The 12449-nt window shown below is 52.1% G+C and carries 11 protein-coding genes; 3 read left to right on the plus strand and 8 right to left on the minus strand.

Annotated features, from left to right (window positions below; translation table 11 throughout):
- Window positions 1–18: 18 nt before the first annotated feature.
- On the plus strand, window positions 19–960 hold the full coding sequence (locus GOB90_RS03185) for a DMT family transporter (RefSeq protein ID WP_146884802.1): 942 nt from the start codon (window positions 19–21) through the stop codon (window positions 958–960).
- A 128-nt stretch (window positions 961–1088) separates the two neighbouring features.
- Here GOB90_RS03185 and trpA read toward each other — a convergent pair whose 3' ends face one another.
- Entirely contained in the window at window positions 1089–1904 is an 816-nt protein-coding gene (gene trpA, locus GOB90_RS03190) for a tryptophan synthase subunit alpha (protein ID WP_146884800.1), read from the minus strand.
- Entirely contained in the window at window positions 1901–3124 is a 1224-nt protein-coding gene (gene trpB, locus GOB90_RS03195) for a tryptophan synthase subunit beta (protein ID WP_146884798.1), read from the minus strand. Before trpB ends, trpA begins: the two co-directional genes overlap by 4 nt.
- Window positions 3125–3468: 344 nt before the next feature.
- Between trpB and GOB90_RS03200 the strand changes: the two genes are divergently transcribed.
- Entirely contained in the window at window positions 3469–4323 is an 855-nt protein-coding gene (locus GOB90_RS03200; RefSeq protein WP_146884796.1) for an aldo/keto reductase, read from the plus strand.
- Window positions 4324–4453: 130 nt separating this feature from the next.
- Here GOB90_RS03200 and GOB90_RS03205 read toward each other — a convergent pair whose 3' ends face one another.
- From GOB90_RS03205 to GOB90_RS03215, 3 genes are all read right to left on the minus strand, one after another.
- Complete coding sequence (locus GOB90_RS03205) at window positions 4454–4972, minus strand: GNAT family N-acetyltransferase (RefSeq protein WP_146884794.1); 519 nt, start codon at window positions 4970–4972, stop codon at window positions 4454–4456.
- Window positions 4969–6393, minus strand: a complete 1425-nt coding sequence (locus GOB90_RS03210; RefSeq protein ID WP_146884792.1) for an MFS transporter — start codon at window positions 6391–6393, stop codon at window positions 4969–4971. The genes GOB90_RS03205 and GOB90_RS03210 overlap by 4 nt, the downstream gene beginning before the upstream one ends.
- A gap of 182 nt (window positions 6394–6575) precedes the next feature.
- Window positions 6576–7556: a glycosyltransferase family 2 protein gene (locus tag GOB90_RS03215; RefSeq protein WP_146884789.1), complete on the minus strand. Its 981-nt coding sequence runs from the start codon at window positions 7554–7556 to the stop codon at window positions 6576–6578.
- 343 nt (window positions 7557–7899) lie between these two features.
- On the opposite strand from GOB90_RS03215, the gene GOB90_RS03220 reads away from it, so the two are divergent.
- Window positions 7900–9393 carry a lipopolysaccharide biosynthesis protein gene (locus GOB90_RS03220; RefSeq protein ID WP_146884787.1) on the plus strand — a complete coding sequence of 498 codons (1494 nt, stop codon included), beginning with the start codon at window positions 7900–7902 and terminating at the stop codon, window positions 9391–9393.
- A gap of 66 nt (window positions 9394–9459) precedes the next feature.
- Here GOB90_RS03220 and GOB90_RS03225 read toward each other — a convergent pair whose 3' ends face one another.
- From GOB90_RS03225 to GOB90_RS03235, 3 genes are all read right to left on the minus strand, one after another.
- Window positions 9460–10395: a glycosyltransferase family 32 protein gene (locus GOB90_RS03225; RefSeq protein WP_146884785.1), complete on the minus strand. Its 936-nt coding sequence runs from the start codon at window positions 10393–10395 to the stop codon at window positions 9460–9462.
- An 11-nt stretch (window positions 10396–10406) separates the two neighbouring features.
- The gene (locus GOB90_RS03230) at window positions 10407–11549 is read right to left on the minus strand and encodes a glycosyltransferase family 2 protein (RefSeq protein ID WP_146884783.1); all 1143 of its coding nucleotides are present in this window, start codon (window positions 11547–11549) and stop codon (window positions 10407–10409) included.
- 487 nt (window positions 11550–12036) lie between these two features.
- Window positions 12037–12225 carry a hypothetical protein gene (locus tag GOB90_RS03235; RefSeq protein ID WP_146884779.1) on the minus strand — a complete coding sequence of 63 codons (189 nt, stop codon included), beginning with the start codon at window positions 12223–12225 and terminating at the stop codon, window positions 12037–12039.
- Window positions 12226–12449: the final 224 nt, after the last annotated feature.

The following is a 12449-nucleotide window of genomic DNA, read 5'->3' on the forward strand; positions in this document are numbered from 1 at the left end:
TCATATATGCAGTGCATTATGTTGCACATTTCTTCTGATCGCAAGCGTTACGGTTTCAGACCGAGCCACCAGGAACTGGCTCTGGTCGGGATTACCGTATTGTGGGGTGCGTCTTTTCTCATCTCTCAGACCGGTGTGCATCATAGCGGACCACTGCTTTTCGTTGGCACACGTTTTCTTATTGCAGGCATAATAACCTCGCTCCTGTTTCTGAAAACGATGCGGGGCGTGACGCTGCGCGAATTGGGGGCAGGGGCCACAATCGGACTGTCAATCTGTCTGGGGTGCGGTCTTCAGACCTATGGCTTGCAGAGTATCAGCAGCAGCCAGTCCGCGTTCCTGACAGCGCTTTATGTGCCAGTCGTGCCTCTGATGCAGTGGTTCGTGCTCCGCAAGCCGCCGCATGTCATGAGCTGGGCCGGGATCGGTCTTGCTTTCACAGGCCTCATACTGCTTGCTGGCCCTGGCGCTTATCATGTCGGGTCCGGAAGCGGTGTCATAGCGACTCTTCTTGGAACTGTTGCGATGGCGGCCGAGATCATTCTGATCAGTCGTTTCGCGCCTCTGGTTGACAGCCGTCGTATTACAGTCGTGCAGCTTCTCTGCGCCGGGCTATTTTCGCTGGCATTCATGCCCTTTGCGGGCGAGACCGTTCCGTCTCTCCCACCCATATGGATCGCCTGCGCCGCAGGTCTCGGTATTGCGAGTGTGGTGATTCAGCTTACCATGAACTGGGCACAGAAAGTCGTGTCCCCCACCCGGGCTACCGTCATTTATGCCGGAGAGCCGGTCTGGGGCGGTATCGTTGGACGACTTGCGGGAGATAGTCTGCCGTCTCTCGCCTTGCTTGGCGGTGCCTTCATTATAGCCGGAGTTATTGCAAGCGAGTGGCGCCCGAAATTCAGACGAGTACCCGATCACGTGAATGGCGCCAGTCAGCATTCAGATATGACAGTCTGATCGATTAGAAAGTTCGGAAGGTGCATGTCGTGAAAAAAATGATCCGGCAGATTACGCCTTCTGTTGTCTCAGACCATCAGGCGTAATCTGCATCGGGGATACATCGCAGCCTGCCGGCCCGGAAAGACTTAGGCCCGGACTGCTGCAGCAAGTTCGCGTAACTGCTTCAGAACCTTTGGCAATGTGTCGGCTGTGGCACGATCCTTAGCATCCAGCGTCCCGGCCAGTGTACTGAGCAGGGCCGAAGCGACGACGGCGCCATCAGCAATGCGTGATGCCGCAGCCGCCTGTTCCGGTGTACGGATACCGAACCCGATTGCAACCGGAAGATCCGTAGCTTTTCGCAACCTGGGGAGTGCAGCTTCAAGATCGGCATCGCTTGCAGACCGCGTTCCGGTAATGCCTGTGATGCTTACATAATAAACAAAACCGGACGCATGACTCAAAACCAGTTTCAGCCGCTTATCATCCGTCGTCGGCGCTACCAGGCGGATAATATCCAGTCCATTTTCCGCTGCACAGGCCAGCATCGTGCCGGCTTCCTCCGGGGGCATATCGACAATGATCAGTCCATCGATGCCGGCATGTGAGGCATCCTCGCAAAACCGCAGCATCCCGTAAGCCTCAACGGGATTGAGATACCCCATGAGGATCACGGGTGTTTCGTTATCGTGCTTGCGAAATGCCCGCACCATTTCAAACAGACGTGGCAATGTCGCGCCGGCTTTCAGTCCTCGCCGCGCCGCAAGCTGAATAATCGGCCCGTCTGCCGACGGGTCTGAAAACGGCATCCCGATTTCAATCAGATCAGCACCCGCTTCCGGCATTGCACGCAGCAGCGCCAGCGATGTTTCAAAATCGGGATCGCAGGCTTCGAGATACGGAATCAGCGCTCCGCGCCCCGCCTTTTTCAATGCCGCAAAACGGCGTGCAATGCGGCTCACAGTGTCACCCCCAGATGGTCCGCGACCGTATTGATGTCTTTATCCCCACGGCCTGAAATGTTGATCACAAGCAATGTGTCGGAGCTCAGTGTCGGTGCGATCTTTGTTGCGTAAGCAATGGCATGTGCGGATTCCAGGGCGGGAATGATCCCCTCGGTACGTGTGCTGAGCTGAAACGCATCAAGCGCCTCATCATCCGTCGCACCGACATATTCCGCCCGCCCGATTTCATGCAGCCAGGAATGTTCCGGACCAACACCAGGATAATCCAGACCGGCGCTAATCGAATGGGCCTCGGTAATCTGTCCGTTTTCATCCTGCAGCAGATAGGTCCGGTTGCCGTGCATTACCCCGCGTTTCCCACGTTCAATGGAAGCCGCCGTCTTACCGCTGTCCAGTCCATGCCCCGCAGCTTCAACGCCAATCAGCCGAACCGAAGGGTCATCAAGAAACGGATGAAAAATCCCCATCGCATTCGAGCCGCCGCCAATAGCCGCTACGATCACATCCGGCAGACGTCCTTCTTTTTCCTGCATCTGCGTTTTTGTCTCGTCACCGATCACACTCTGGAAGTCACGCACCATCGCCGGATACGGATGCGGCCCGGCAACCGTTCCGACGAGGAAATAGGTGTCGTGAACATTGGCCACCCAGTCCCGCATCGCTTCGTTCATCGCATCTTTCAGCGTCCCGGCTCCGGCCGTCACCGGGATGACTTCCGCTCCGAGCAGTTTCATGCGGAACACGTTGGGCTGTTGCCGCTCCACATCGGTTGCACCCATGTAGATCACGCACTGCATGTCAAACAGCGCGCAGACTGTCGCAGTCGCCACGCCATGCTGACCCGCGCCGGTTTCCGCTACGATCCGGCTCCGTCCCATGCGACGGGCCAGCAGAATCTGGCCCATCACATTGTTCAGCTTGTGCGAGCCGGTGTGGTTCAGTTCCTCACGCTTCATATAGAGCTTCGCGCCACCGCAATGTTCGGTGAGACGTCGCGCGAACCAGAGCGGGGAAGGGCGCCCGACATAGTCTTTCAGATAAAATACCAGCTCTTTATGAAAGGCGGGGTCCGCTTTCGCCGCTTTATAAGCGTCATCAAGTTCCAGAATCAGCGGCATCAGGGTTTCGGCCACAAACCTGCCACCAAGCCCGTCCCCGAAATGCCCGGACGCATTCGGTCCGTTGCGGAGGCTGTTCGTTCTCATATCGTCCGTCATGCAAAATCCGCCCCTGCTTCCTTCGCCCGCACCGGAAGCGGGTCCGTCTTATCTGCGGTATAACAGAGCCGGCAGGAGAGCGTCCATGCGAGGCCGTCCCGAAAGAAAAAAGCCGGCTTCTGTCTCGGGTGCTGATAGTCAGTAGCCGCACCGCCACTGGAATCAATTACGAAAAACGATCAGAAACACTTTGCGGACTGTGTCTCATTGCATTCAGACATTTCACGTTGAAAACATATTGCGACTACATGCAGTGAATAAGCCGGATATCCTGATTATTGAGAACATAAGTATGAGGGAACGATTTCTCGTCAGATGCGCTTTGACCATTGGGAGGATACATCATGTCCATGACAGTGAAACTCAGAAACGGCACAGAAGTGCCTGCGCTCGGAATGGGTACCTGGAATATGGGTGATAATGCCGCTCGCCGCAGTGAAGAGCTTGAAAGTCTGCGAACAGGAATTGAACTCGGACTGCGTGTGATCGATACGGCAGAAATGTATGGTAACGGCCGCTCCGAAAATGTTGTTGGCGAAGCCATCTCCGGTATCCGGGATAAAGTCTTTCTCGTCACCAAAGTGCTGCCTTCAAACGGATCTCGCAAGGGGGTTGCGCAGGCGTGTCGCAATTCGCTTAACCGTCTGAAGACTGATCATATCGACCTTTATCTGCTTCACTGGCGAGGGGCGGTTCCTCTGGCTGAGACCATAGAGGCTTTCGAAAAACTGCGTGACGAAGGTCTCATCGGAAGCTGGGGCGTTTCGAATTTCGATGTCAAAGACATGCAGGAACTTGATAATACAGTCGGCGGTGACCAGTGCGTCACCAATCAGATTTTGTACAGTCTCGATCATCGTGGCGTTGAATTTGACCTGCTGGCCGATGACCAGCGACGCAATATCGCGACCATGGCATATTCACCTATAGGGCAGGGGGGTGTGCTGTTGCGAAACGAAGTTCTCGCTTCCATTGCACAGAAGCATAAAACTTCGCTTGGAGGAGCAACGCCGGCTCAGATCGCGCTGACTTGGGTTTTGCGTCAGCCTGATCTGATAGCGATACCTAAAGCTTCTTCGGTGAAACATCTGCGTGAAAATATAGCTGCACGGGAAATAAAACTTTCAGATGAGGATCTGGCTGCCCTTGATCAGGCCTTTCCGCCACCCAAACATCATGTTTCACTCGAAATGATCTGAGTTGTTTTCTCAGGCCAGAATTTGGGGGCGGCGAAACCGTTTCGGGGAATCACCAGATTTTGAATGATTGTCACGCTTTTGAAGTAGAAGCAGATGGCTGGCGATTGTTCATTTTCTCCCCGATACGGGATTATAATGCCAGCCGCATTGCGCAACGCCGGTTTCTTGGCAATCCAAGCGATTTCTCATATTCTAGGGCCGCCTGTAGTCGTGCGGGCATTGCCTCATTCGGAATGCGAACAAATCCCGACTTTTGATAAAATTGCTCATTAAAAGAAAGGTCCAGAAACGTCGTTAATGTCACGGACATTTTTCCCCGCTCCCGTGCATCAGCGATCACAGTTTTTACAAGCTGTGTTCCTGCTCCGCGTCCCTGTGCCTCGCGAGCCACTGACAATTCCAGCACATGAACCGCGTCATCATACTCTTCCGCAATTACAAACCCGACGACCGCCGCTTCGTTACATACAGCAACCCAGCTTAGACCTGCCCGCAGCGCTTCCGCATGCACCGTGTCTGGTGTCACGTCATGGGAGGTAACCCATTCCAGCCCCGGAACCTCCAGAAACGCGAGCGCCGCCGAACGCTCGACAGCGGGAAGCAATCCTGTTTCTGCCGGACAGGTCCGCCGGATCGCTATTGATTTCATGATACCGGCCGTGGCCGGGCGGTGCCCAGTAGTCGCGATGCGCTCAGCATGGCTGCGGCAACGGCGAACAGAATCCCGCCTTCAACGCAGTGCATCGTGCCGTTCGTCATCACAAGACGCAATGTCATCGCCACGGCCATCGCTCCCAGCGTCTGTCCGCCCTGCCGCGCCATCTGGACCATGCCACTCGCACCCCCTTCACGCCCGGAAGGGACTGAAAGCATCATTGCCCGATTGTTCGGAACCTGAAACACGCCAAAGCCAAAACCGGCAACTGCGATCCGCCACGCAATATCAAAAGCCCCCGGCGTTTCGGGAAGCATCCGGAACATAACGAAACCAGCTGCCGTGATCATCAGTCCCACGGAGGACATCTGTCCGGCCGGAATCCGGTCCGCCAGCCGCTTCGTAACATTCGTGGAGAGAATTAGTCCTGCCGCCCACGATGTCATCAGCAGTCCCGTCGCTGTCGCACTCCAGCCAAAATGTTGATTCAGTGCGAACGGAAGAGAAACAAGAAAGAAATTCGATGCAATATATCCCAGAAGCCCTGTAAAAAACGCAATTCGAAATGCGTTTCCACGTAAAAGGTCGACAGGCAAAATCGGCTGCGTCAGCGCGGATTCATGCCGCACCAGCATAGCCGTCGCACCTGTTCCGGCTGCAAGCAACGCCAGGTTGCTCAGAATATTATTGCCATGTGCGAACCCGTCGCCGCTCAGCCCCAGCGCACCAAGTCCGATAACGCAGAGCAGCGCCCCCACCGGATCTGGCATAGCCGATCGCATCCGGGGGCGCGGCAGGGAAGTCTGCGCCAGAAAAAGTGTCAGGGCGCCAAAGGGAATATTGATCCAGAACAGCCATGGCCAGGTGGTAAAAGCCAGAACAATGCCCGCAAGGGACGGGCCAAGCGCCAGTCCAAGTCCGACCATAAGCATATTCAGGGTAATCCCGCGTCCCAGTTCCGCTTTTGGATAGATGAAACGGATCAACGCCGTATTGACGCCCAGCATGCAGGCCGCGCCGATCCCCTGAACGGCGCGAGCCAGCGTCAGAACCAGAAGGGACGGGGCCATGGCACACCCCACCGATGAAAGCATAAACAGAATCACGCCGATAACGCAGAGCCGGGCATAGCCGATCCAGGCGCCGACCGCAGCAAGCGGCAGCAATGAGACGATGCTCGACAGCTGGTAGGCATTCACCACCCAGATCGTCTCTGATGCTGTCGTATGCAGATCCAGCGCAATATCCGGCAGCGCGACATTGGCAATGGCGTAATCAAGCAGTGCCAGCAGAATCGACAGACACATCGCCGTCATCGCCCGGACGCGTGCCGCGCCATACAGACCGTCCGATACGCCGGTTGTCAGGGATATTCCGGGAGCAGGGACGGAAGAGGCGGAATTACGTAATGGCATAATTCGCCACCCTATAGTGCGCCTTATGCACTTTGCAGAGTCATATAATAAAATTCCAACCCCGCTCTGAATGCTCCGGGCAACGGGGGGCAGAGATCTCACGCCGGTGTCGGGACAGTTCAAGGAACCTATGGGTACAAATCAGGAATGAGGCTGATCTGACAGATGTCTTTTCTGGCAGTTCAGGCCTTCCCGAGCCAGCTTACCCGACGGACACGGCGTTTCACCGCAAGGAATACACACTCAACGACATGCGGCACAAACACTGGTCGTGACATAGCCCGCTGCAGCAACCCCTTAATATCTTTCCGTCTGATTGCCACTGAGAAGAAATGCGCATCGTCAAGCTTCATCAGATTATTGGCCCGTTCTGTAAGAAGCCGCATCATATTTTTATTACTGCTGATCTGATCATATTTCGTAAGGTTAAGTGCGGATTTCGCAAGTGCACCATAAGCAACCGTCGTGCGTGTTACTTCAGATAATTTCTGGCTGACAGAGCCTACTCGTTGCGTATAAATATAAAGGGGTTGATCCACGAGACCCCACCGGGCTCCCTTGAGAAGAAGATTGGTGAAAAACAGAAAATCTTCGCCATGGCGAATCGTTGTCGGGTAAAGTTGCCCCGTTTCCGTCAAAAACGCCCGTCGAAAACATGGCTTAAGCAGACCCCAGTCTGTCCTTTGTCCATTCACGAGATTATATTGAAAGAATATTGGCAGACTAATTATTTTTCCGCCAAAATCTCGTATCGCGCCCGATGCTCCCGTCTCCGTACGAATGTCCGAATCGTAAAACAGAAGATCATCCGCAACCATATCCAATGGCCCCGTCTGTTCGATGGCCGCGCTTAGCTTTTCCAGACGTTCTGGTGCATACGCATCATCTGCGTCCAGAGTCGCAATCCATTCTCCTCCGGCTAATCCGATACCTGCGTTCCTCGCTGCGGATGGTCCCCCGTTGACCGGGAGAGCAATAATCCGGAACCGCTCGTCGCCTGTGATAAGCTGTTTTATAACATCGATTGTATTATCGCTGGAGCAATCATCAACAATCAGAACCTCCATAGGAGGAAGTGTCTGATTTTTTAATGATTCAATCGCCCGGTTAACAAAAGCGGACGAATTATAGGTGGTGACGATAACGGAAAAGGAGACAGGCATTACTCACCGGCACAGAAGGGGCAATCGGATTAAAGATTGTGACAGTAACGCAGAAATCTTCCGGGAAGCAAAGTTTCGCTCCTTTGCTCGTCGGTATTTTTCAGCGAATTTATAAATCTGCAGGAACACCTCCGGCTTCCCGGTATATTTTATCATATGTTCAGGCATGAGGAGGAGTAGCCCGAACATATGATATAAGGCAGGCCGAAAAGCTTGGTCTGGCGCCGCTTCTGTTCCCGCTCTAATACGGGAAGGGTTAATACGCCCCTTTCGTGGTGCGATAAAAAAGGAGCGATAAACGAATGCGAAGCAGAACAGGCATTCAGATGACAGGCATGTATCCGTGAGTGCCCAGAAACCTTCAGGCGTTGGCAACGCCGCAACAAGCGGTTTTCTCTGGCTGGTCTTTCAGAGTCTCGCTGCCCGCGGCATCGGATTCGTCACCCAGCTTGTCCTCGCCCGTCTGCTTATGCCGGAAGATTTCGGTGTCATCGGCCTGGCGCTGACCGTCACCACTATCGCTAACTCCCTGATAGGCTTCGGGATCGACGAAGTTCTGCTCCAGCGCCAGAAAACAATCGCTCAGTGGGAAACTCCTGCTTTCTGGCTTAGTTTCGGCATCAGTTTTGCCGGCATGATCGGAATGTTTGTCTTCGCCCCCCTGGCTGCAAAATGGTATCATTCGCCGGGCCTTACCGGACTGATCGTCGCTATTGCTATCGCAACGCCTCTGCGCGCCGTAGCAACCGTGCCGACCGCCAGGATCAGGGCGGAAATGGATTTCCGCTTTCTCGCTACCTACAACACTTTCGATATTTTTGCCCTTCAGATACTCACTGTCGTTTTTGCAGCCTTCGGGATGGGGGCCTATGCTTTCGCGCTCCCTTATCCGATCGTCGGCGCGCTCCGGGCTTTCTGGTTCTGGAGACGCTCAGCGCCGCGTCTGAACCGCCGTTTCCGTTCTGTTCAGCTCCAGTATCTGTTCGGCAACAGTACGCTTGTACTTCTCAGTCGGACTCTGATCGAATTTGTTAACCAGGGCGACTACATAGTGCTCGGTCTGATTGCATCAAAAATCGAGGTCGGTTACTATTTTTTCGCGTTCCGCTTTTCAGCCCAGCCGGTGCGTATGCTGGCGGGCAACGTCACTAACGTCGTCTTTCCGGCTCTCGCTCAGTTCAGAAACGATCCGCAAAAACAGATAGCTTCGGTCATCCGCGCGAGCAGGTTGCTTGGCTACCTGGTTATGCCGTTCTGCTTCCTTCAGGCGGCTCTGGCGCAGCCCGGGCTGCATCTCCTGTTCGGCCAGCGCTGGATGAATGCAGTCCCTTATGTCATCATTCTCAGCATTGGCCTGCCGTTTGATGCCATGAGCTGGCTGACAGGTTCTCTGCTCAGCGCCCGCCGGGAGTTTGCCAGAGGATTTCGCTATCAGCTCGTTGGAATGCCCCTGTTTTACGCTATAGTTATTATCGGCGGCTGGCTGCATGGTACTATGGGCGTCGCCATTGCCGTGGCGGTTTATTATTTTATATGGCCTCCGGCAACGTCTTATCTGGTCCTTATCGGAGGCGGTGTTTCATGGAAAACCGTCGCCGAATTCTATTTCATGCCGGCTATTTTTTCGGCTGTGGCGGCCAGCCTCGGGATCGGCTGCGCCGGATTGCCTGGTATCAGGAATAGCGATTTTATTCAGTGTCTGGTGATCGGCACCGTGATGTGTGGAACATACATTGCGTTTCTGGCAGTTTTCCGACGCGACATGATGCATGAAATTCTTAACAGATTTTCCGGCCTTACAGGGAAACTCCGGCGGCGCAAGCAGGCAACACCGTAATTTCGCCCGTTGCGGCAGCCTTGTTCATTTTCGTAATATGATCGTCAAAATCGGCTTTTTATCCGCTTAACTTCGCATCAATGGTGAAAGGAAGCGCCCGGCGATGCTGTCTTTCCGAACAAGATGAAAACGGATTAGAAACGGAAGCAGATAGCGGTTGCTGTGAGTCAGTTTAATGACCGGCGGCACTTTTGCCGGCATTTTTATCCGACAAAGAATTGTTGCGATACGTTCCCTGTCCCAGTTTACAAACTGCTGATAGAGAAAAGGACCGTCTTCAGCTTTGCGCAGATAAAATGAAGGTCTCTGGGCGCGAAGCGCAACTTGTTCGGCAAGATAAGTTACGAGATATTCCGGACGGGTGATGCCCTGTCGCAGATCATTGTAGGCTGGAGTATTGGATATATCTTTAAAGTAAGCGGCCGCACCCTGAGAAATAATTTTTCTGACCTCATCACGCCAGACTCTGATAAACGGAACTGCCGGTGGACACGCGAGAAACCAGTTTTCTATGACCGGATAATCAGTATTTCGTGTATCCTGCTCCCGATAAAAAGCAATAAGATCAGAAGAATTTTCAATGTTGGCTTTATGCAGCCAGTCTAGGCTTTCGTGGAAAATACAGGTTGCGTCGCACCATATGCCGCCATAGAGATGTAACAATTCAAGCCGGATCATATCACTTTTGTGCTGCGGCATAATGGATGCGTCATGTAAAAATGAAACTTCAATATACTGGGAAATATTTTTGTTATTTAGAAAACGGATTTCATGGTCGGGATTTAATTCCTGTACTCTTTTGATGGTCGCACTTACAAGAGAAGGTTTTTCTTCTTTATCCCAGAAAAACCAGACGATTTTTGGAATCGATGCTGTCGTTTTTCTTTTTATACCGGCGACGAGATTATCGTGCCATCCTGTAAACTCTGGCAATGATTGTCTGGAAAATCCATAGACAATACTTTTTACCGTATCTTTAATGATTCTGATTTTATCATTCATTGCTTCTGGCTTTATAATATTTTTTTTACAAATCTTTTTATCAATTTTCTGTAGTTTTCAGGAATCAAATATCTGAAACTCGCGCGGGCAACCGCAACTGGCATATTCAGCCAGCCAATCAGAGAGAGAGCATCTAAGACACGTCCATCACCGATGAGCCGTATGGCGCAGGACATTTTTCCGGATACAAATATATCGTATCCTTTGTATTCACTAATAGATGGGTATAGCTTTTCATATGTATTGATAATATCAATATCTGCTTTTTCAGGCTCATATGGACGATAGTAACAAATCTCCAGAATCTTTGCCGCTACAGCACAGTCAAACCATTTGTATTCATTTTTATCAATAAGTTCGTGAGCAGCAGATATAGTTTCATCCAGATCACTACAACTTCTTATCGCCTCAAAAGAATCTCTGGAAAACGAAATGTCGGGCTCGTCTTTTCTGCGCCTCTGTTCCGACAGAGCCGCAAGCTGCGACCAGACAGCCTGCTGGCGACCGGAGACGATATCTCCCGATGATATTGATCCTGAATGAATGCGATAATCCCCCATTATATCAGGGATAATATGGAGTTGTCCTGCATCTGAAAGACGCCAGTAAAGATCGGTATCTTCTGCAACACTAAGATACCGGTAACCCCCGGCCTTCCCCAGTGTTTCCCTGCGTACCATCAGAAGCGGCTGCATGATATAAGGCTCATTTGCCGGGATCGAAAACGGATCTGCTTTTGACAGATCTTTCGCTTTAGTGACGTGATTCAAGGTGTGGCTATTGCTGTCGATGTGCCTTGCCAGTCCGCTGACCGCTACACAATCCGGATGAGTTTTCAGGTAAGCCAGTTCTTTCTCAAATCGATCAGGATAGGAAATATCATCGCCATCATGCCTGGCGATAAGTTCAGCGTCGCAGAATGGCAGGCCGGCGTTGAGAGCCGCTACAATTCCGGCATTTTCCTGCCGATGATATTCGATGCGTGCATCCTTGTTCGCAACTTCGCGAACGATATCGCCGGTCCGATCGGTCGATCCGTCATCGATAACAATAATTCGAATATCGCGAAAAGTCTGAGCCTGAATACTGGCCAGTGTCTCTGCGATATATTTTTCGCAGTTATACACAGACATCAGAACATCGATCTGTGCCACGCATCACCCTTCCTGTTACAAAGCCGAGGTTGCCCGCGACGACGCCAGCTACCAGCTGTACCGTCACCTGGTTTCCTGAAAGCAACCACCAGCGTAAGTATCCCTTCGCTCCGGATGATTGCGCAGGTATTCACCAGATTTCCATTGTATCTCTGATACACGCCTTGTAGCCGGAAAGCCATGCTTCTCGAATCTCAGGCGGATAACATGGTCCGGAATTCTCGCTTTCCAGATGATTGCATGCTTTATAACCAGCATCAAAAATAGTTGCCAGCCGATCATCTTCCGGAACTCCATTAAGTTTAATGGCATCTCGAAAAGAAGATTGAAGAAAAAATAAAAATTGAGATAGGTATTTCATAATAAATATTACACAAATATAGATTTCCTGCAATGCTCCGATATTGTTTTCAGGGGATGGCCGTTTGATTTCACTTTGATTGTCAGGATACCAGTGACGAATGTTGAGTTTTATGAAAGCCAGACTTCAGAACAGTGGAATGACACCGTTATTGATCTCGTCATCATGCTCTCTGGCGGCAAATTTTCTTTCACGGCTGATTAAGATCCTGTTTGATGCGCCAATGAAAACTCCGGATGCTGAGACCTGTAACGGATTGACCATGTGAAGACATGACATGCCGGCGCGGCAGTTCAGGCAGATACCTGTTTTCATTCAGGAACCGGTGAAATTTTCATGAAAAACCTGCCCGCTCGCGTGTAACCAAAAACGGACAATCATCATGCATAGACACGGGAGCAGCGTATGGCGACACAGTAACAGATCTGTTGACTACAGCACGCCTTGTGGCCGTATTCAGAGGTTGTCGGAAACGAATTGAATGCCGTCTTCGCATAAACAGAACTCTGAACATACAGCTCAACCAGCAATAGCGGTAT

The sequence above is a fragment of the Acetobacter oeni genome, assembly GCF_011516825.1.
GTDB classification, from domain to species: Bacteria; Pseudomonadota; Alphaproteobacteria; order Acetobacterales; family Acetobacteraceae; genus Acetobacter; species Acetobacter oeni.